Annotated in this window: 20 protein-coding genes; 9 read left to right on the top strand and 11 right to left on the bottom strand. The window is 72.7% G+C overall.

Annotated features, from left to right (window positions below; translation table 11 throughout):
• The first annotated feature begins 11 nt into the window (after positions 1-11).
• Positions 12-191 (top strand): DUF6104 family protein, encoded by a 180-nt coding sequence (locus C6W10_RS10810; RefSeq protein ID WP_107257951.1) that lies wholly within the window; start codon positions 12-14, stop codon positions 189-191.
• 63 nt (positions 192-254) lie between these two features.
• Here C6W10_RS10810 and C6W10_RS37940 read toward each other — a convergent pair whose 3' ends face one another.
• Positions 255-425, bottom strand: a complete 171-nt coding sequence (locus C6W10_RS37940; protein ID WP_199853349.1) for a hypothetical protein — start codon at positions 423-425, stop codon at positions 255-257.
• A 125-nt stretch (positions 426-550) separates the two neighbouring features.
• Here C6W10_RS37940 and C6W10_RS10805 point away from each other — a divergent pair, with 125 nt between their 5' ends.
• The 3 genes from C6W10_RS10805 (at position 551) to C6W10_RS10795 (ending at position 5,007) form a co-directional block, all read left to right on the top strand.
• Positions 551-2,809, top strand: a complete 2,259-nt coding sequence (locus C6W10_RS10805) for an MMPL family transporter (RefSeq protein WP_107257950.1) — start codon at positions 551-553, stop codon at positions 2,807-2,809.
• A gap of 274 nt (positions 2,810-3,083) precedes the next feature.
• Positions 3,084-3,893 carry an alpha/beta hydrolase gene (locus C6W10_RS10800; protein ID WP_234361693.1) on the top strand — a complete coding sequence of 270 codons (810 nt, stop codon included), beginning with the start codon at positions 3,084-3,086 and terminating at the stop codon, positions 3,891-3,893.
• 118 nt (positions 3,894-4,011) lie between these two features.
• Positions 4,012-5,007 (top strand): chlorophyllase, encoded by a 996-nt coding sequence (locus C6W10_RS10795; RefSeq protein ID WP_107257948.1) that lies wholly within the window; start codon positions 4,012-4,014, stop codon positions 5,005-5,007.
• Positions 5,008-5,098: 91 nt separating this feature from the next.
• Here C6W10_RS10795 and C6W10_RS10790 read toward each other — a convergent pair whose 3' ends face one another.
• From C6W10_RS10790 to C6W10_RS10775, 4 genes are all read right to left on the bottom strand, one after another.
• The gene (locus tag C6W10_RS10790; protein WP_159104538.1) at positions 5,099-6,454 is read right to left on the bottom strand and encodes a hypothetical protein; all 1,356 of its coding nucleotides are present in this window, start codon (positions 6,452-6,454) and stop codon (positions 5,099-5,101) included.
• Between the two features lie 299 nt (positions 6,455-6,753).
• Positions 6,754-7,716 (bottom strand): zinc-binding dehydrogenase, encoded by a 963-nt coding sequence (locus C6W10_RS10785; RefSeq protein WP_199853908.1) that lies wholly within the window; start codon positions 7,714-7,716, stop codon positions 6,754-6,756.
• A 244-nt stretch (positions 7,717-7,960) separates the two neighbouring features.
• The gene (locus tag C6W10_RS10780; protein WP_107257945.1) at positions 7,961-9,184 is read right to left on the bottom strand and encodes an NADP-dependent malic enzyme; all 1,224 of its coding nucleotides are present in this window, start codon (positions 9,182-9,184) and stop codon (positions 7,961-7,963) included.
• 148 nt (positions 9,185-9,332) lie between these two features.
• The gene (locus tag C6W10_RS10775) at positions 9,333-9,698 is read right to left on the bottom strand and encodes a S24/S26 family peptidase (protein WP_369938209.1); all 366 of its coding nucleotides are present in this window, start codon (positions 9,696-9,698) and stop codon (positions 9,333-9,335) included.
• A gap of 83 nt (positions 9,699-9,781) precedes the next feature.
• Here C6W10_RS10775 and sodN point away from each other — a divergent pair, with 83 nt between their 5' ends.
• Both sodN and C6W10_RS10765 read left to right on the top strand, forming a co-directional pair.
• Positions 9,782-10,189: a superoxide dismutase, Ni gene (sodN, locus tag C6W10_RS10770; protein ID WP_107257944.1), complete on the top strand. Its 408-nt coding sequence runs from the start codon at positions 9,782-9,784 to the stop codon at positions 10,187-10,189.
• A gap of 123 nt (positions 10,190-10,312) precedes the next feature.
• The gene (locus tag C6W10_RS10765) at positions 10,313-10,720 is read left to right on the top strand and encodes an anti-sigma regulatory factor (protein ID WP_107257943.1); all 408 of its coding nucleotides are present in this window, start codon (positions 10,313-10,315) and stop codon (positions 10,718-10,720) included.
• A 17-nt stretch (positions 10,721-10,737) separates the two neighbouring features.
• Here the strand turns inward: C6W10_RS10765 and C6W10_RS10760 are convergent, their stop codons facing one another.
• Complete coding sequence (locus C6W10_RS10760) at positions 10,738-11,139, bottom strand: hypothetical protein (protein WP_107263837.1); 402 nt, start codon at positions 11,137-11,139, stop codon at positions 10,738-10,740.
• A 42-nt stretch (positions 11,140-11,181) separates the two neighbouring features.
• Between C6W10_RS10760 and C6W10_RS10755 the strand changes: the two genes are divergently transcribed.
• On the top strand, positions 11,182-12,132 hold the full coding sequence (locus tag C6W10_RS10755; protein WP_107257942.1) for a diacylglycerol kinase family protein: 951 nt from the start codon (positions 11,182-11,184) through the stop codon (positions 12,130-12,132).
• Between the two features lie 422 nt (positions 12,133-12,554).
• Positions 12,555-12,812 carry a WhiB family transcriptional regulator gene (locus C6W10_RS10750; protein ID WP_101371857.1) on the top strand — a complete coding sequence of 86 codons (258 nt, stop codon included), beginning with the start codon at positions 12,555-12,557 and terminating at the stop codon, positions 12,810-12,812.
• 370 nt (positions 12,813-13,182) lie between these two features.
• Here the strand turns inward: C6W10_RS10750 and C6W10_RS10745 are convergent, their stop codons facing one another.
• From C6W10_RS10745 to C6W10_RS10735, 4 genes are all read right to left on the bottom strand, one after another.
• A complete protein-coding gene (locus C6W10_RS10745) occupies positions 13,183-14,043 on the bottom strand; it encodes a sirohydrochlorin chelatase (protein ID WP_234361893.1) in 861 nt (286 codons plus the stop codon).
• An 89-nt stretch (positions 14,044-14,132) separates the two neighbouring features.
• Positions 14,133-14,894: a phosphoadenylyl-sulfate reductase gene (locus C6W10_RS10740; protein ID WP_107257940.1), complete on the bottom strand. Its 762-nt coding sequence runs from the start codon at positions 14,892-14,894 to the stop codon at positions 14,133-14,135.
• Complete coding sequence (locus tag C6W10_RS37935) at positions 14,891-15,067, bottom strand: hypothetical protein (RefSeq protein WP_199853351.1); 177 nt, start codon at positions 15,065-15,067, stop codon at positions 14,891-14,893. The genes C6W10_RS10740 and C6W10_RS37935 overlap by 4 nt, the downstream gene beginning before the upstream one ends.
• Entirely contained in the window at positions 15,064-16,800 is a 1,737-nt protein-coding gene (locus C6W10_RS10735; protein WP_107257939.1) for a nitrite/sulfite reductase, read from the bottom strand. Before C6W10_RS10735 ends, C6W10_RS37935 begins: the two co-directional genes overlap by 4 nt.
• Positions 16,801-17,218: 418 nt before the next feature.
• Here C6W10_RS10735 and C6W10_RS10730 point away from each other — a divergent pair, with 418 nt between their 5' ends.
• Positions 17,219-18,646 (top strand): glycosyltransferase family 39 protein, encoded by a 1,428-nt coding sequence (locus tag C6W10_RS10730; protein WP_107263836.1) that lies wholly within the window; start codon positions 17,219-17,221, stop codon positions 18,644-18,646.
• A gap of 22 nt (positions 18,647-18,668) precedes the next feature.
• On the opposite strand, the gene C6W10_RS10725 is transcribed toward C6W10_RS10730, so the two are convergent.
• A complete protein-coding gene (locus tag C6W10_RS10725) occupies positions 18,669-20,237 on the bottom strand; it encodes a PAS domain-containing sensor histidine kinase (protein ID WP_107257938.1) in 1,569 nt (522 codons plus the stop codon).
• Between the last annotated feature and the right edge of the window lie 17 nt (positions 20,238-20,254).

Here is a 20,254-nt window from a genome sequence, read left to right as displayed (position 1 = left end):
GAGAGGACGTCGTGTACTTCACCGACCGAGGCATCGAGGAGCTCGTCGAGCGCCGGGGCACCGAGACGGTCACCCTGGAGTGGCTGGGCGCGCGGCTGCGCGACTTCGTCGACCTGAACCCGGAGTTCGAGACGCCGGTCGAGCGGTTCGCCACCTGGCTGGCCCGACTCGACGACGAAGACGACCTCTGACGGCCCCTACGATGCTCCCACCGGGCGGTGGCAGCCCCAGCGGGCAGCTCGGCAGCGGGCGGCTCAGCCGAGCGCGAGCCAGCCGACCAGCGCGGCCACCACGACGACCGCGACCGCGATCCCGGCGATCAACGGCAGCCTGGACGGCGGTTCGGCGGTCGCCGATTCGGGAGAGTGCACGAAGGCCCGGAACGCCTCGGTGTTGCCGCTGGGGTCGGGGTGCTGATCAGCCATGCCGAGCACGATAGCGAACCGGGGCACGGTCAGGCTTGCCCTACCCTCACCGCCCGGTCGCCCCTACCCCGGACCAGGGTGCTCGCCGGATCGAGCCTGACCGTTCCGGCTCATAGCGTCGGGTCATGACCACGTCGACGCTTCTGCCGCCGCCGGACACCGGCTCCGACGCCGGCCCCGCGGCCTCCCGCAACCGCAACCTGGCCGCGAGAATCGCCGGCTGGAGCGCCCGGCACCGGGGCATCGCCGTCCTCGGTTGGCTACTCTTCGTCGTCGCGGCGACCGCGCTCAGCGCCGTCGTCGGCACGGTCGAGGCCAGGAACAGCGAGTCCGGGCACGGCGACTCCCGTCGGGCGGACGAGATCGTCGCCGCCGCCGGCTTCCCCGACCGGGCCGCCGAGATGGTACTGGTCGAGAGCGACGACCTGGTCGCGGAGGATCCCGCCTTCCGGGCGGCCGTCACCGACACGGTCGCGGCCGTCGAGCGTACCGGCCAGGTGCTGGACGTCCGGTCCGACGCGGTCTCCGGCGACCGGCACGCCGTACTCGTCACCTTCGCCCTGACCGGCCCGGCCGAGGGCGCCGCCGACCGGGTCGGACCGGTACGCGACGCTGTCGCCGCCGTGCAACGCGACCATCCCGAGCTGTACGTGGCGCAGACCGGCGGAGCCAGCATCGGCGAGGCGATCGGCAGGACCCTGGACGCGGACATGCACCGGCTGTCGATGCTCTCCATCCCAGTGACGCTGGGCATCCTGATCGTGGCGTTCGGGGCACTGCTCGCCGCCGTACTGCCGATGGGGCTGGCCCTGACCGCGTTCCTGGGCTCGCTCGGGCTGCTCGCCGCGGCCAGCCGGCTCGCCCCGGCGGTGGACACCACCATGCACCTGATGCTGCTGATGGGGCTCGCGGTCGGGGTGGACTACTGCCTGTTCTACCTGCGCCGGGAGCGGGAGGAGCGGGCCCGGGGCGCCACTGCCGAACGGGCGCTGGAGATCGCCGCCGCCACCTCCGGCCGGTCGGTGCTGATCTCGGCGCTGACCGTGATCATCGCGATGTCCGGGATGTTCCTGACCCAGGACACCACCTTCATCAGCCTGGCCACCGGCACGATCCTGGTGGTCGCCACCGCCGCCGTCGGGGCGCTCACCGTGTTGCCGGCGGTGCTGAGCAAGCTCGGCGACCGGATCGACCTGGGCCGGGTGCCGGGGCTCTACCGCCGCCGGTCGAGCGGCCGGTTCTGGCGCACCACGATGAACGTGGTGCTGCGCCGGCCCGGCATCTCCGCCGCACTGGCCGCCGTCGCCCTGCTGACCCTGGCCGTGCCGCTGCTCGGGATGCGGACCGCCGAGGAGGACATCACCGCGCTGAAGAACCCGGCCCCGGCGCTGAGCGCCTTCCTGCGGGTCAAGGCCGCCTTCCCCGGCGGGGCCGAGCCGGCGGTGGTGGCGATCCGGGCGGACGACGTGACCACGCCGGCCCTGACCGCCGCGATCGACGACCTGAAGAGCCGGGCGCTGGCCACCGGCCAACTGCACGAGCCGGTCACCGTCGAGGTCAACCCGGACCGGACCGTCGCGGTGGTCAAGGTGGGACTCTCCGGCTCCGGCGTCGACGCCGTCTCCGAGCAGGCGGTACGCACCCTGCGCGAACAGGTCGTCCCACGCACCGTGCAAGGGGTGGACGGTGCCGAGGTACTCGTGACCGGGCTGGCCGCCGACTCGGTCGACTTCAACGCGGCGCTGGGCCGCAGCGTGCCGCTGGTCTTCGGCTTCGTGCTGGGGCTGGCGTTCCTGCTGATGCTGGTGTCGTTCCGGTCGCTGGTGGTGGCGGTGACCGCGATCGTGCTCAACCTGCTCTCGGTGGCCGCCGCGTACGGGCTGCTGGTGCTGGTCTTCCAGCACGGCTGGGGCGAGGCGCTGCTCGGCTTCGAGTCGGTCGGCTCGATCACCAACTGGGTACCGCTGTTCCTCTTCGTGATCCTGTTCGGGTTGTCGATGGACTACCACGTCTTCGTGCTCAGCCGGATCCGCGAGGGGCACGACCGGGGCTGGCCGAACAAGCTGGCGATCTCCCGGGGCATCCGGGGTACCGCCGGGGTGATCACCAGCGCCGCCGTGGTGATGGTCGCGGTCTTCGCCCTCTTCACCACCGGCACGGTGGTGTCGATGAAGGAACTCGGCTTCGGGCTGGCGATCGCGGTGCTGATCGACGCGACCATCGTCCGGGCCGTACTCCTGCCCTCGGTGATGGTGCTGCTCGGGGAGCGGAACTGGTATCTGCCCCGGTGGCTGGGCTGGCTGCCCCGGCTCGCGCCCGACGAGGTGCCGTCGGGCGGGCTGCCGCAGGGCGTGCCCACCGGGGTCGGGGCGTCGGTGCGCTGAGCCGACCGGGCCGGGGGGACGGTTGCCGGGCAACGGCGGATCGGGGGCGGACGGCGGGACAAACCGTCCGGGTGGCCGCCGTACGAGGACCGGAAAGCTGGCCTCGTACGGCGTTCCGCCGTCTAGCGTCGATGCTGTGCGCGTGAACCCCAGGGTCTCGGGGCTCTTCGTCCTGTTACTGCCCATCGCGCTCACCGCCAGCGGGTGGGTGGTCGCCGCTCCGGCTCCCGCGGCCTCGCCCGGTTCAGCCCCGGATCGGACGTACGCGGTCGGCGTGCGTACGCTCGATCTCGGTCGCGGCACCGCCCGCCCGCTCCGGGTCACCATCTGGTATCCGGCCCGGGACGACCGGCCGCAGCGCTCCGCCGCCGGGCCGGGCACGCCCCGCCGGGACGCCCCGGTCGCGGCCGGCCGGTTCCCGATCGTGCTCTTCAGCCACGGCCTGCACAGCCTGCCGGAGCTGCACGCCCCGCTGACCACCCGGTGGGCCTCGGCCGGTTTCGTGGTCGCCGCGCCGGCCTATCCGCACACGAAGCGGGCGGCGCGGCGCTTCGACCGTGGCGACATCCGCCGCCAGCCCGGTGACGCCTGGCGGGTGATCCAGCACCTCAGCCGGCTGGACCAGGGCTCCGACGACCGGTTCGCCGGGCATCTGGCGGTGACCCGAATCGGCGCGGTGGGGCACTCCGCCGGTGGCTACACCACCGCCGGGCTCTTCGCGCCGGGGCATTCGGCGTGGCTGCGCGGCGGGATCGTGATCGGTGGCGCCGGGATGCCCGGAGCGACCTTCGGCGGGCCGCCGGCGCCGCTGCTATTCGTGCACGGTGACGCGGACCGGGTCGTACCGCTGGCCCGTGCTCGGGACGCCTTCCGCCGGGCGCCCTGGCCGAAGGCTTTCCTGACGGTACGCGGCCAGGGGCACGGCGAGTACCTCATCCCGGGCCGGCGCGGCTTCGCCCAGGTCCTGGCCGCGACGACCGAGTTCCTGCGCTGGACGCTCTACGGCGACGCCCGGGCCCGGCGCGACCTTCCGGCCGGTGCCGCCGATCCCGGCAGCACCGTCTTCGCCGACGGCCTCGACTGAGGGTTTCCGACCCGGTGGTCGACGGCACCGGTGGTCGACGGCACCCGGTGGTCGGCAGCCGTGCCGGCGTCGGCCGAGGCCGGGCCGGTCGCCCGGTGAGCGGGGCAGAATCGATGTCATGCCCCGACATCCCCTGCGTGCCACGCTCGCCGTCGTCGCGACCGTCACCACGGCGCTGGCGGTGACCCTGACCGGTTGCTCCCGGTCCGGCCGGCCGGTCGCCGAGCCGTCCGCCCCGACGGCCTCCCCGACTCCGGGCGTCACCGCGTCCGCCGGTCCGCCCCCGGCCGGGGTGGCACCGAGCCGCCGGTTCGCGGTCGGCGTCCGGGAGCTGGGCTACCGGCGGGGCGCCGACCGCCGGCTGCCGGTCACCGTCTGGTATCCGGCCGAGGGGGCGTCGGGCGGCTCCCCGGACCGGAACGCCCGGGTCGCCGACGGACGCTTTCCGGTGGTGCTGTTCAGCCACGGCCTGACCGGTCGGCCGTCGGACTACCGGACCCTGCTGGTGCGCTGGGCGGCGGCGGGCTTCGTGGTGGTGGCGCCGACCTACCCGTACACGAGCCGGGGCGCCGCCGAACTCCAGGTGCTCGACGTGGTCAACCAGCCGGCCGACGCGTCGTACGTGCTGACCCGGGTGCTGGCGCTGGACGGCGAGACCGGCGACCCGCTGCGCGGCCATCTCGCCGTCGACCGGGTGGCGGCGGCCGGGCACTCGGCGGGCGGGGTCACCACGATCGGGCTCTTCACGGCGGGACGGGACGACCGGCTCGACGCCGGCATCGTGCTCGCCGGTACCGCCCTCGGGGTCGGCACCGCGTTCAGCGGGGCGGCCGCGCCGCAGCTCTTCGTGCACGGCGAGCGCGACGACGTGGTGTCGTACCGGGCCGGCCGGGCGGCGTACGACCGGGTCCCCTGGCCCAGGGCGATGCTGACGCTGCCGGACGGCGACCACGTCGGCGCGCTGCTCGGCAGCGACGAGCCGGCCCTCGACGTGGTCGCCGGCACGACCGTGGAGTTCCTCCGCTGGACCCTCTACGGCGACGCCCGGGCGCTGCGCCGGCTGCCGGCCGAGGCGACCCGGGGCGGGCTGGCCACCCTCGACAACCGGCTCTGAGGTCGCTCGCCCGGCATGCCCCTGCCGTTCGGGCGGAGACGGCCGGGCGCGGCCGGTCCTGGCCCGACCGGCCGCGCCCGCGAGGGGTGGACTAACCCACCACCGGCTTCCGGTTGTCCGCGTAGAGGTTGGTCGCCCGGTCCCAACTGATCCCGCGCTGGTCAGGTCGGGCTATCACGCCATATCTGTGGTTTCGCCCGAAGACATTGCCGGTGAGCCGGATGTTGGCCGCATTCAGATCGGTGCGCACCCCGATCGAATAGTTGCCGCCGTTGCAGTAATTGCCCTCGAAGACCAGATTCGAGACGATCGGCCCGGTGGTCGATCCGATCATGAGACAGGCGTTGAACGGATCTCTGGTCACCGGGTTGTACGCATCCAGCGTGTTGCCCCGGACCACGATATTCGAGGCGCCGGTGGTCTGGAGCGTGTCGTTGTGCGAGCCCGGTCCCCGGGTCAGATGGTGGATCCAGGAATCCTCGACCACCACGTCACTGCCGAGTCGGGGCCCGTCGATGACGTTGCTGATGTCGACCCGGCGCAGCGTGTATTCGCCGCAGCAGACCGCCGCCGAGTTCTTTCCCTTCCCGTTGATCTCGACATCCTCCACCAGCAGGTTCACCGCGTCGATGGTACGAATCGAATAGATGCCGTCGCAGGTGATCCGGGACTTGCGGATCACGACGTTCTTGGCGGTGACGGTGACGCAGCCGGTGATGTTCAGCCCGCTGAGCACCTGGCCGTCCTGGGTCACCTTGATCGATCCGGAGGCCCGCAGTGTCGTACCGGCCGGCACGCCGGTGTTGTCGGGGCCGGGGAAGGAGGAGGGTGCCCGGCTGGCCGGCGCCCTGGTCACGGTCGCCGAGGCGGCTCCGTCCGACCCGTCCGGAGAGTCCTCGGGAGCCGGCGTGCTGGGCTCGGCGGTCGGCTCCGGCGTGGCGGCGGAGGGGAGGTCACCGGCGGCCACCGGCTTACCGTTCCAGGTCGACATGATGATCGTCGCGGGGGCCTCCGGCGAGTGCATGAAACCGTTCCTGCATCCGGAGACGCGCACCTTGCGGGCCGTGTAGTTGCCGAAGACGAGACCATTCGTGTCGGGGTCGGTGCACTGGATCCTGGTGTTCTCGATCAGCGCTCCGGAGAAGCCTTCGAAAATCCGTACGGCGTGCGCTCCGCCGTACTTGATCGTGCTGTTCCTGATCGTGACGTCGTCCGCCTTGATGTGCACGTACCCATCGATCTTGCGGCCGTCGAGCACCGTCCCGTTCCGGGTAATGGTCATCGAACCGTCGCCACTGCTGGCGACGGCCACGCCGATCCCGGCGAGAATGATCCCGAGCGTCGCCGAACCCACCACCAGGGATCGGGGCGTACGCCAGCCGCGCACCAGGGCACGACGAGATGGGGGTCGTTGCCGATTATGCTGACCCGCCACAGAGAAACTCATCAAGATCCGACTCCTTCGCCGTACAGATTCGTCCGCGATCAGAGGGGCGGAACGGGACGACTGTACCCGCCGACCCCAAGCCGACGGAGACGCGAAGGAAATGGCGAAAACCCAACCTTTATTTTTCCTAAAGTCAGCCTTTACTCCGACTTTCCGGGGCATTGCGACCGACTTATCCTGCCCGGCTGTCCGTTTTGGTGCCAGGCAAAACGTCCGGATTTTCAAATACTGTCACCGCGCGTGTTCGGGGCGTGAGCACCCCTGCACCCGCTCCTGACCGGGCCGGAGAACGGCTCCGGCTACCCGCCGTGCTCCACTACCACCTTGCCGAAGGCGTCCCCGGAGAGCAGTCGGGCGAAGGCCGTACGCACCTCCGAGAACGGGTACGTCCCGTCGACCACCGGCCGGATCCCCCGCTGCACCAGCAGGCCGAGCAGTTCGGCCAACTCGGCCGGGGTACCCATGGTCGAGCCGAGGATCTCCAACTGCATCGCGAAGACCCGGCGAAGGTTCACCGGCGGCTCGTGGCCGGCGGTGGCACCGGAGACGACGATCCGGGCGCCCGGGGCGGCCGACTTCAGCGAGTGGTCGAAGGTGGCGGCGCCGACCGTCTCGATCACCACGTCGACCCGCTCCGGCAACCGGGCCCCCGGCTCCACCGCCGTCGCGCCCAGCGCGGCGATCCGCTCCCGCTTGCCCGGGTCGCGGCTGGTCGCGTACACCCGCTTGCCGAGCGCCACCGCGAGCATCACGGCGGCGGTCGCGACGCCGCCGCCGGCCCCCTGCACCAGCACCGACTCCCCGGCGTCCACCCGGCCCCGGGTGGTGAGCATCCGGTACGCGGTCAGCCAGGCCGTCGGCAGGCAGGCCGCCTCGGCGAAGGAGAGCCCGGACGGCTTGGGTACCAGGTTGGCGCGGGGCACCGCGACCCGGTCGGCGAGCGTGCCGGGATGCCGCTCGGAGAGCAGCGAGAGCCCACGGGGATCGCCCGGATCGGGGATCACCGGATACAGCACCACCTCGTTGCCGTCCGGGTCGACACCCGAGGCGTCACAGCCGAGGACCATCGGCAGCCGGTCGGCGGCCAGCCCGACCCCGCGCAGCGACCAGATGTCGTGATGGTTCAGCGAGCTGGCCCGGACCTGCACCGTCACCCAGTCCGGCTCCGGATGGGCCGGCTCGGGCCGATCCCCGACGACCAACGCGGCGAGCGGATCGTCGGCGTCGAACTTCGAGGCGTAGGCGGCACGCATGATCGACACGTTACACCCGCCCGGAAACGCCCGCCCTCCGCCGACCGCCGGCCACCGCCCGGCCGCCGGTCGCACCGCCCACCGCCCCGGCCGCCGGTCGCACCGCGCCTGACCACCGGTCCACCGCCCCGGCCGCCGACCCTCCGTCCAGGCCGCCGACCCTCGCCAACTGCCCAGGCCGGCCCGGCCGCCGGTCACGACGGCAGGCGGCTGCCGGACCCGCACCGCGAACGGCGGCTCGCGGATCGGACCGTCAGGCGCGGGCCACGCCGTCGCGGCGGGCCGCCTCGGCCACCGCGTCGGCCACCGCCGGGGCGACCCGGGGGTCGAGCGGCGACGGCATGATGGCGTCGACCCGGAGCTGCCCGGCCTCGGTACCGCTCTGCTGGGCGCCGTCCGACCAGGCCGCCTCGACCGCCACCGCCGCGATCGCGTCCGCCGCCGCCACCTTCATGCTCTCGGTGATCCGGGTCGCCCGGGCGGCCAGCGCGCCCCGGAAGATGCCCGGGAAGGCGAGCACGTTGTTGATCTGGTTGGGGTAGTCGCTGCGGCCGGTCGCCACCACGGCGGCGTACCGGGCGGCCACCTCGGGATGCACCTCGGGCGTCGGGTTGGCCAGGGCGAAGACCGCGCCCCCGGGCGCCATCCGGGCCACCGCCTCCTCGGGGATCTGTCCACCCGAGACCCCGATCAGCACGTCGGCGTCGCGCAGCGCCTCGGTGATCCCGCCGACCCGGCCGGCGGCGTTGGTCAGCTCGGCCAGCTCGGTCTTCGAGGCGGTCAGGTCCGGCCGGTCGCCGTGCAGGATGCCCCGGGAGTCGCAGACCACCACCTCGGCCGGGTTCACCCCGCCGGCCGCCAGCATCTTGGTCACCGCGACACCGGCCGCACCGGCGCCGCTGACCACCACCCGCAGGTCGCCGAGCTTGCGGTTGAGCAGCGTCGCGGCGTTGCGCAGCGCGGCGAGCACCACGATGGCGGTGCCGTGCTGGTCGTCGTGGAAGATCGGGATCGGCAGCGCCTCGTCGAGCCGGCGCTCGATCTCGAAGCAGCGGGGCGCGCTGATGTCCTCCAGGTTGATGCCGCCGAACGACGGCGCCAGCGCGGTCACCACCGAGACGATCTCGTCGACGTCCTGGGTGTCCAGACAGACCGGCACGGCGTCCACCCCGCCGAACTGCTTGAAGAGCACCGCCTTGCCCTCCATCACCGGCATCGCCGCGCGCGGGCCGATGTTGCCCAGCCCCAGCACGGCCGAGCCGTCGGTGACCACCGCGACGGTGCGCGAGACCCAGGTGTAGTCGTCGACGAGGGCCGGATCGGCCGCGATCGCCTCACAGACCCGGGCCACCCCCGGGGTGTACGCGAGGGAGAGGTCCTCCCGCGTGGCCAGCGGCACGGTCGAGGCGACCGCCAGCTTGCCACCCCGATGCAGCTCGAAGGCGGGATCGGACGGGTCCACGGCGGCGGATGACATGGTGACTCCAAAGGATCGCGACGATGCATTCCATTCGAGAGGCGGCCGGCTGGACGCGAGATCGGCGATCACCGGCAGCGGTGCGGGGGTCACCCGGGTATGGACTACAGAGCATAGTGGCGTAAGGGGACGCGGTTGCCCCGCAGGGTCATACCGACCGGTAACGGAACCACCTCGGGTGGGGCCAGTAGCGGGCCACCACCCGGCCGAGGACGTCGGCCACGCCGTAGACCCGGGAGTCGTCGGTCACCAGCGGGTTGTCGCCGCGCAGCTCCCAGCCGCCGTCGTCGCAGGGGCGTACCGCGCGCTTGACCACCAGCAGGTCCGGCCGGGCACGGAAGACACCGACCACCACGTCACCGGCGCGGACGGCCCGACCGCCGCGCCGGACCAGCAGCGCGTCGCCGTGCCGCAGCGTCGGCACCATCGACGGCCCGACCACGAGTACGGCGAAGACCCGCGCACCGGGTCGGCCACCCGCCGCGGACGGGCCGGTGGAGGGGCCCGTGGACACGCAGTTTCACCTCCGCCCCATCGGGGACATATCGCAGGAGTACTGTCATCCTGGATCATCACAGACGTGCCTTGGAGGGTCCCATGCGACTTCCACGCATCCTTACACCACGAACTGTCGCGTACGCCCACTGCGACCTGCCCTGCGGCGTATACGACCCGGCGCAGGCCCGGATCGAGGCCGAGTCGATCAAGGCGATCGACGAGAAGTACGCGGCGAACACCGACCCCGAGTTCCGCACCCGGGCGCTGATCATCAAGGAGCAGCGCTCCGAGCTGGTCAAGCACCACCTCTGGGTGCTCTGGACCGACTACTTCAAGCCCCCGCACTTCGAGAAGTACCCGCAGCTGCACCAGCTGTTCAACGAGGCCACCAAGCTCGCCGGTGGCGGCGGGGGCACCAAGGCCACGACCGACGCGTCAAAGGCCGACGAGCTGCTCCAGAAGATCGACGAGATCGCGAAGATCTTCTGGGAGACCAAGCAGGCGTAATCCGCCACCCCGCCGGTCACCGACCGGCGGGGACGCCGTCGACGACGTGCCGGCCGGGTCGTGCATCCGGTCGGCACGTCGGTGCGACGGGCCGGTAGAGTCCGAGACGGGGGGACAGGCCTGGTGACTTCGCTGAGCACACCGCCGACGACCGGCGACGACGTCGTCCTACTCACCGTGCCCGCCGACGGTGGCTTCCTCGGCGTGCTGCGGACCGCGACCGCCGGCCTCGCCGCACGCCTGCACTTCGCCCTCGACGAGATCGAGGACCTGCGCATCGCCGTCGACGAGGCGTGCGCCATGCTGCTGGCCGTCGCGACCCGGGACGCGGAGTTGGACTGCCGCTTCGCGGTCACCGACGACGCGCTCACCGTCGAGGTCTCGGTGCCGACCGCCCGGGGTGCGCGGCTGCCGGCGGAGTCGTCGTTCGCCTGGAAGGTGCTGACGGCGCTGACCACCTCCGCCACGGCGACCGCGACCGGTGACCGGGCCACCATCACGCTGCTGACCCGACGGGCCGCCGAGGTCTGAGCCCCGGGATGTCCTGATCAGGCCCGTTCGGTGTCGAAGCCGAGCGCCCGGTTGGTGCCGGTGCTGATCAGCAGGCCCACGACCAGCAGACCGAGTGCGATCAGCGGCCCACCCAGCCAGGCCAACCCGGCCATGATCATGAAGTAGCCGACCGGCAGCAGCATGAGCTGCAACACGATCGCCGGAGCCCGGGCGGCCGGCCGACGCCGGTCGAGTGCGGTGCCGATCACCCAGAGCAGCACCGCACCGCCGGCCGCGAAGAGCGTGACCAGGAGTGCGGAGAGCAGGTCGGCCGCGGTGGCGGTGAACAGCTCGTAGACCAGGAAGAGCGTCAGCAGGGCCAGCCCGATCCCCTCGGCGCGCAGCAGCCACACCGCCCAGCGCAGCGGGCCGGGTACCGGTTCGGGGTCGCTCGTCACGGCCGCCACGATACCCCGGCCGATCGCGGTACAGTGCCGCCCATGCGGGCCATCCTGGTGGTCAATCCCAAGGCCACCACCACGACGGGCCGGGGCCGCGACGTTCTCGTCCGCGCGCTCCGCAGCGAGGTGGACCTCACCGTCGAGTACACGAGGCGGCGCGGCCACGCGGTCACGCTGGCCAGGGAGGCCGCCCGGCAGGGTGTCGACCTGGTGGTGACGCTCGGCGGTGACGGCACCGTCAACGAGGTGGTCAACGGCCTGATGACCGCCGGACCCTCGGGTACCGCCGACGACCGGCCACCGGCCGGGCGACTGCCCGCGCTCGCGGCCGTACCGGGTGGTTCGACCAACGTCTTCGCCCGGGCGCTGGGACTGCCCCGGGAGTGGCCGGAGGCGACCAGCATGATCCTGGAGGCGCTGCGGGTGGGGCGGGTCCGCACCATCGGGCTCGGCCTCGCGGACGACCGGTACTTCACCTTCTGCGCCGGCCTGGGCATGGACGCGGCGGTGATCCACCGGGTGGAGCGGGCCCGTCGGCGGGGTCGGGTCTCCACCCCGAGCCTGTACCTGCGCTCGATCGTCAGCCAGTATCTGGTCGGTGCGGAGCGGCGGCACCCGACGATCCGGCTGGAGCGGCCCGGCGAGATCACCGAGGGTGACCTCGCGACGGTGGTCATCCAGAACACCGCTCCGTGGACGTACATCGGGGACCGCGAGGTCAATCCGAACCCGGACGCCTCGTTCGACCTGGGCCTGGACATCCTGGCGCTGCGTCGACTGCGGGTACCGAGCACCACACGGATGGTGACGCAGAGCCTGTCACGACGGCCGGATCCGCGTGGCCGGCAGATTCTGCGGCTGCACGACCTGGAGGAGTTCACCCTGGTCGCGGAGCAGTCCCAGGCGTTCCAGCTGGACGGCGACTACCTCGGCGAGCGAAACAAAGTCCGATTCACGTCCGTCCCGGCCGCACTGCGAGTAATCTGCTGACCCTGGGGTACAGCGACCGGTAGCGAACCTCTGAAGCCTGCAACGAGGGCGGTGCCGGAAATGCCAGCAATGTCGGGCGGACTGTACTATATTGATTCTCGGCTGTGGCGCACCGGGTGCCGACGAGGGTGGGAATCCGGACAAATGGGCCGTGACCTGTCTCACCTGCCTAGAGTTTTTCCGGGCGCTACCCTTGACATCGCGAGCGTTCGTGAAAGTATTCACAAGCGAACTTGAGTTACCGGGACATTGCGCGGGCGCGTTCGACCCGACGACCGCCGCCCCGCACGTCCCGCAACACAAAGCCTGCTCTCGCGCTGCCGAACCGACGGGCTCCACAACGTCGTGATCGGCATTGCGGACGCATATAGAAAAGATCCACGAAGCACTGCCGCCCACCCAGATTGAGGAGTGTTGCCGCCATGGACTGGCGCCACCATGCTGCCTGCCGCGACGAAGACCCGGAGCTGTTCTTTCCGATCGGAACGTCCGGCCCGGCCGTCCTGCAGGTCGAGCAGGCCAAGGCCGTCTGCCGGCGTTGCTCCGTGACCGACGAGTGCCTGAAGTGGGCGCTCGAATCCGGTCAGGACGCCGGAGTCTGGGGCGGAATGAGCGAGGAAGAACGGCGCGCCGTCAAGCGCCGTGGCGGCCTTCGGGTCCTGCGCGCTCACTCCGCCTGACCGACCGCACAACGCACCGGACGCCCTGGGGCTCGTTCCCCGGGGCGTTCTGCTGTTCCCGGCTAACACGTTCCGTTGTTTCGAGAACGCGTTCTGCTGTTGTCGTGACGATGGATAGTGGATCGACGACATTCCGCTGATCAATTCGCCGACGCCGAACCCGAAGAGGATTCCACCCGCCGGCCGAGGATTCCGACCGCGATTAGCCGGGCCGGGGAGCGCCGGCAGCGGCACCGCCGAACCCTCCCGACACGAGCATCGGAGGCCGCGGCGAGCCGGCACTACGGTATGTAGCGACCGGCGACCACGCTGCGTCACCGTTCTACGGTGCGTCACCATCCGCCGCGTCCCCCGCCGCGCACCGGAATGCCTACCGTCCGTCACCGGTCGGCGCCGCGTCCACCCGCCCGAGCACGAGCTGGACCAGCTCCGGAGCGTCGCCCAGCGGGGCGGAGAGGGCCACCGCGCCGGCCTCCCGGGCCGACTCCAGGGCCGTGTCGCAGAGCCGCCCCGGAGCCAGGAAGTACGTCGCCACCGCCACCCGCCGGGCACCCGCCTCCCGCAGCGCGCTGACCGCCGTACCGGCCGTCGGCGGGGCCGCCGAGGCGTATCCGACCCGGGTCGGCAGGCCCGTTTCGAGGCCGAGCGCCTCGGCCACCTGCGCGACGGTCTCCCGGGCGGCGGCGTCCCGGGTACCGGCGGCGGCCAACACCACGCCGTCGACCCCGCCGAGCCGGCGCGCGAGCGAGTCGTCGAGGTCGCCGGACCGGCCCGGCAGGGCATCGCCTCCACCGGGTTGGCGACCGGCCGCGCCAGCGGCGCCATCCTCGGGCACCGGGTCGAGCGCCTCGGTCAGCCGGCGCAGCAGCCCGGACAGGAGCCGTGGGTCGACCCCCTGCGCCGTCGGGCCGAGCACCTCGGTGGTACGTACCGGAATCCGCAGCCCCGCCTCCCGGGCCGCCTCGACGGTACGGGGAATGTCGACCCGCCCGTGGTACGCGGCCGTGAGCAGCAGCGGCACGAGTACGGCCCGCCGGTGACCGGCCGCCTCCAACTCGGCGAGTACCGCACCGGGCCGGGGCGGGCCGTGGTCGAGATAGCTGGCCCGGACCGACAGCCCGGGCCGGGCCGCCGCCACCGCCCGGGCCAGCGCCTCGGTCACCCGGGCCGCCCGGGGATCACCACTGCCGTGCGCCACCAGCACGACCGGGGCCGGCTCCGGGCCGGCCACCGCCGCTCCGGCAGCACCGGCAGCGCCCGCCGCTCCGGCAGCACCAGCGGCTCCGGCGGCTCCGGCGGCTCCGGCGGCTCCGGCGACGGTCACACGTGCAGGCCGCACTCGGTCTTCTCGAACATGGCCCAGCGGCCGGCCCGGGGGTCCTCACCGGCCTTGGTGCGCCGGGTGCAGGGCCAGCAGCCGATCGAGGTGTAGCCCTGCCGGAACAGCTCGTTCACCGGCACGTTCCACCGGGAGATGTAGGCGTCGACGTCGGCCTGCGACCAGGCGGCGATCGGGTTCACCTTGACCTTGCCGCGTCGCGGGTCGAAGCCGACCACCGGGGTGTTGGCCCGGGTCGGCGACTCGTCCCGGCGCAGCCCCGCCGCCCAGGCGTCGTAGTCGGCCAGGGCCCGCTCCAGCGGCTCCACCTTGCGCAGCGCGCAGCACTCGTCGGGCGCCCGGGAGAAGAGCCGGGGACCGTACTCGCCGTCCTGCTGGCCCACCGTCTGCCGGGGCCGGATGGAGCGTACGTTCACCGGCATGGTGCGGGCCACGGTGTCGCGTACCCGCAGCGTCTCCGGGAAGTGCAGGCCGGTGTCCAGGAAGACCACGTCCACCCCGGGCACCACCCGGGAGACCACGTGCGCGAGTACGGCGTCGGCCATCGAGCTGGTGACGCAGAACCTGTCCCCGAACTCGCCGGCCGCCCAGCGGACGATCTCCTGGGCCGGTGCCCCGTCCAGTTCGCGGTTCGCCTCCTCGGCCAGCGCCCGCAACTGCGCCGGATCCCGCCGGGACGGGCTGGCCGGCACCTGCGGACCGAGCCTGACCAACCCGAGGTTGGCCGCGACAACCGGGCTCATGAGGGCTCTCCTTCGTTCGCGACCGAGGTGGCCAGCAGGCCGGTGAACCTCACGGTGAAAACCCGGGCGCAGGCCCGGCACTCCCAGGCACCGTGCGACGCCTCGTTGGGTCGCAGGTCCTCCTCGCCGCAGTACGGGCAGTACAGAGGTGCGGCTCGGGTCTCCCCACTCATCGCAGTTCCTCCTCGTCGACTCGCACGACCCAGTTCGCGAAGCTCTCGCCCTCGGTACGGCCGTCCAGGTAGCGGCGGGTGAGCCGCTCGACGTACTCGGGAAGCTCCGCCGCGGTGGTCTTGAGGCCGCGCAGCTTGCGGCCGAAGCCGGCGGACTGGCCCTGTGCCATCCCGAGGGCGCCGCCGAGGTGCACCTGGAAGCCCTCGACCTGGCGCCCGTCCGGACCGACCACGAGCTGGCCCTTCAGGCCGATGTCGGCGGTCTGGGTCCGGGCGCAGGCGTTCGGGCAGCCGTTGAGGTGGATGCTCAGCCCCTCGCCGAGGTCGGCCCCGGCGAGCCGCTCCTCCAGCCGGGCCACGAGTTCCTGGCCCCGGGCCTTGGTCTCGACGATGGCGAGCTTGCAGTATTCGAGGCCGGTGCAGGCCATCGTGTCGCGCCGCCAGACCGACGGGAACGCCTCCAGGCCGATCCGGCGCAGCGCCGCGACCAGCGAGTCGGTCCGCTCGGCCGGCACGTCGAGGACCAGCAGTTTCTGGTACGGGGTGAGGCTGACCCGGCCGCTGCCGTGCTCGGCGGCGACGTCGGCCAGCTCGGCGAGCTGGGTACCGGAGGTGCGCCCGACCACCGGGGCGGCGCCGACGTAGTAGCGCCCGTCCCGCTGCCGGTGCACTCCGATGTGGTCGATCGGCTTCTCCGGCAGCTCCGGCGCCGGCCCGTCGAGCATGCTGCGGCCCAGGTATTCCTTCTCCAGCACCTCACGGAACTTGGCCACGCCCCAGTCGGCGACCAGGAACTTGAGCCGGGCCCGGTGCCGCAGCCGGCGGTAGCCGTAGTCGCGGAAGATCCCGACCACCCCGGCCCAGACCTCCGGCACCTCGTCGAGCGGCACCCAGACGCCGAGCCGCTGCGCCAGCATCGGGTTGGTGCTCAGGCCGCCGCCGACCCAGAGGTCGAAGCCGGGGCCGTGCTCGGGGTGCTCGACGCCGAGGAAGGCGACGTCGTTGACCTCGTACGGGGTGTCGGCCAGCCAGGAGATCGACGTCTTGAACTTGCGCGGCAGGTTGGAGTACGCCGGGTCGCCGACGTAGCGGCGGACGATCTCGTCCAGCGCCGGGGTCGGGTCGAGCACCTCGGCCTCGGCGATCCCGGCGACCGGGCTGCCGAGCACCACCCGGGGGCAGTCGCCGCACGCCTCGGTGGTCTGCAACCCGACCGCCTCCAGCCGGCGCCAGATCTCCGGCATGTCCTCGATCCGGACCCAGTGCAGCTGGATGTTCTGCCGGTCGGTGATGTCGGCGGTGTCCCGGGCGTACGTCTGGGAGACGTCGGCGATCGTCCGGAGCTGCTCCAGGTTGAGCTGGCCGCCGTCGATCCGGACCCGGAGCATGAAGTACTCGTCTTCGAGCTCGTGCGGCTCCAGCACGGCCGTCCGCCCGCCGTCGATCCCGGCCTTGCGCTGGGTGTAGAGCCCCCACCAGCGGAACCGCCCGCGCAGGTCCTGTGGGTCGATCGAGGCGAAGCCCCCGCGCGCGTAGATGTTCTCGATCCGGGCCCGTACGTTCAGCGGGTTGTCGTCCTTCTTGGTCCGCTCGTTGGGGTTGAGCGGCTCACGGTGCCCGAGCGCCCACTGCCCCTCGCCTCGCGGACGGCGGGCCGGTCGGGCCGCACGTGCGCTGCTGCCCGCCGGTGCGCTGGTGGCGTCGGGCCGAGCCGGGGTGTCGCTGACCGCCATCGCGGCGTCCTCCGTTGTTCGGTGTGACTCGGTGGACGCGCAGAGCGACGGCCTCGGCCCGGAGCGGGCCGGAGACGACCGGTGTCAGGAACGACGGAGTCGGAGAGCCGGCGCACTGCACGCCCGGGACGGAACAGGTCCGGGCGGCGTCAGTGGGCCGGACAGATCGCGCTGCGAACGCGGCCGTAGTCCACGTGGCGGCGGGAGGTGAATCCCGGCCTCGCGAAGCGGCGCACGGCGGCGGTCATACCCGCCATGCTGCCATATCCGTTTCGGCCGGACCACCGCCGCGAGCGCCGATCCCGCCTGGCGGACCCGCTGTGGTGAGCTTCACGCTACGATTTTGAATATTGGAACGAATGCGACAGACCGCACCTCATCGTCCATAGATCGCCGTTCCGGTCGACCCCGGCGCCGGATCGTCCTGCCGGGCTGGTTCCGCCGGGCGAGCTGGCTCTGGCCGGGCCTGGCCACCCTGCTCGTCACCGCCGTCCAGCTCGACCGCGCGCCGCTCTGGCGCGACGAGCTGGCCACCTGGAGCGCCGCCTCCCGCCCGCTGCCCGACCTGCTCCGGCTGGTCGGCACGATCGACGCGGTCAACGGCCCGTACTACCTGCTGATGCATGGCTGGCTGGCGGTCGCCGGTGACTCCGTCCTCGCCCTGCGGCTCCCCTCCGCGCTCGCCATGGCCGGGGCCGCCGCGCTGGCCAGCGTGCTCGGCGCGCGCCTCTTCGGCCGCCGGGCCGGGCTGCTCGGCGGGCTGCTCTTCGCGATCCTGCCGAGCACCTCCCGGTACGGCCAGGAGGCCCGCCCGTACGCCCTGGTCACCCTGCTCGCGGTGCTGGCCACCCTGCTGCTGTGCCGGGCCCTTTCCCGGCCGGGGCCGCCGCGCTGGGCCGGCTACGCGGCGGCGGTCGCCGGGCTGGGCCTGGCCAACCTCTTCGCGGTCAGCCTGGTCGTCGGGCACGCGTTCGCCGTCCTGCCCGTGCGCCGCGATCGGGTACGGCTGCCGTGGCTGGTCGCCGTGGTCGTGGCCGGACTGCTGCTGGTGCCGCTCGCCCTGCTCGGCCACGGCCAGCAGGATCGGCAACTCGACTGGGTCGGCCGACCCGGTGTCGGGGACCTGCTGGGGCTGCCCGGCAGCGTGGTCCAGGCCGGTGTCGTCGGCGGGCTGCTGTTCGGGCTGGCCGCCCTCGGCGTCGCCACCCGGGGCCGCTCGGGTGTGGTACTCGGCCTGACCGTACTCCTGCCGGCGCTGCTGCTCTTCGGCGCCGGGCAGTTCACCCCGCTCTTCGTACCCCGTTATCTGGTCTTCGTGCTGCCGTTCGGCTGCCTGCTGGCCGCCGCGACGCTCGCCCCGCTCCGGCTGCCCGCCGCGCTCGCGATCGTGCTCGCCGCCGGCCTGCTCGGCGCACCGGAGCAGGCCGCCCTGCGCCGCACCCACGAGTCTCCGCGCAGCGCCCCGGTCGACTACCCGGCGGCGTTGCGCGTCATCGCCGCACACCAGCGACCGGGCGACGGCATCGTCTACGCGCCCCGGGACGGCTGGGCGTTCCTCGACCTGGCGACCGCGTACCACCTGGGTGCCGACCGTCCCCGGGACGTGCTGCTGGTGGCGGACCAGACCCGCCGGGCCGACTTCTGGGCCACCGAGTGCCCCGAACCGGAGCGCTGCCTCGGCACCGTCGATCGCCTCTGGCTGCTGACCTGGGGCACCCACCCCGACCCGCTGGCCCAGCTCCCCGAGAGCCGCGCGGGCCCGCTGCGCGCCCGCTTCCACCCCACCCGGACCTGGACCGTCCCCGGCCTCACCGTGACCCTGCTGCGGGCGCCCGCCGCTCGTTGAGGGGGCTCCTTCCCGGAATCAGCTACCGGGACAGCGGTACCACGAGCAGCGCCTCGGTGCCGGTGTCGGGGCGGTTGCGGAGTTCGATGGTGCCGCGTAGCTCGCCGGTGGCGAGGGCGCGGACGATCTGGAGGCCGAGCCGGCTGCCCTGGTCGGCGTCGAAGTCCTCCGGCAGGCCCTGGCCGTTGTCGGCGACCGTGACGTGCAGTTGCTTGCGGAACCGGTGCGCCGAGACGACCACCTCGGCCGGTTCGGCCACCTCGACCGCCGCAGCCGGTTCGGCGGCCGTTTCCGTCGGTTCGGCCGGCGGCGGCACCGCCGCGCTCTCGCCCGGCTCGGGGAAGGCGTGCTCGACCGCGTTGAGCAGCAGCTCGTTCAGCACGATCACCAGCGAGGTGGCGATCTCCGCCGGCAGTACCCCGAAGCTGCCCTGCCGGCGCATCCGCACCGGTACCTCGGTCGCGGCCACCTCGGCGGCCGCCGCCGCCACCCGGTCCACGATGCCGTCGAACTCGACCGCCTCGTCGCTGGACATCGAGAGGGTCTCGTGCACCAGGGCGATCGAGGCGACCCGGCGTACCGACTCCTCCAGCGCGGCCCGGGCGGCCGGGATGCCGACCCGGCGGGCCTGGAGCCGGAGCAGCGCGGCGACGGTCTGGAGGTTGTTCTTCACCCGGTGGTGGATCTCCCGGATGGTGGCGTCCTTGGTGATCAGGGCGCGGTCCCGGCGGCGTACCTCGGTCATGTCCCGGACCAGCACCAGCGCGCCGATCGGCACCCCGGCGGGCATCAGCGGCAGCGCCCGGGTCAGCACGGTCGCGCCACGCGCCTCGATCTCCCGGCGCGGCGGCGCCTCGCCGCGCAGCGCGGCCAGCACCCGGTTCGCCGCCTCGGTCCCCTCCAGCGGGTCGGCGGCGAGCCGGCCGTTCAGCGCCGCCAGATCCTCCCCGACCAGGTGCGAGGCGAAGCCGAGCCGCCGGTACGCGGACTGCGCGTTCGGGCTCGCATAGGTGACCTTGCCGTTGGCGTCCAGCCGGACCAGCCCGTCGCCGACCCGGGGTGCCGTGGTGGTCTCGCCGGGGTGGCGTACCGGCGGGAACGTCCCGTCGGAGAGCATCTGGGCCAGGTCGTCGGCGGTGGTCAGGTAGTTCAGTTCGAGCTGGCTCGGGGTGCGCGCGGTGGAGAGGTTGGTGTCCCGGCCCACCACGGCGATCACCTCGCCCGCCTCGCCGTCGCCGGAGCGCAGCCGGACCGGGATCGCCTCGTGCCGGGCCGGGGTGTCGCCGTACCAGACGGGGTCGCCCTCGCGCCAGATCCGGCCCTGGCTGTACGCGATCGCCAGGTGCGCCACCTCGGGACCGCCGACGATCCGGCCGACCTGGTCGTCCTGGTACGCGGTCGGCGCGGTCGTCGGGCGCACCTGGGCGACGCAGACGAAGCCGTCGGTGTCGCTGACCGGTACCCAGAGCAGCAGGTCCGCGAAGGACAGGTCGGAGAGGAGTTGCCAGTCACCGGCCACCCGGTGCAGGTGATCGATGTCGACCGGACGCAGGCCGGTGTGCTCCTCGGCGAGATCGCGCAGCGTGGACACGGGGCAAGCCTGCCACG

The organism is Plantactinospora sp. BB1 (assembly GCF_003030385.1).
Classification (GTDB): domain Bacteria; phylum Actinomycetota; class Actinomycetes; order Mycobacteriales; family Micromonosporaceae; genus Plantactinospora.
This window is presented reverse-complemented; position numbering and strand designations above follow the sequence as displayed.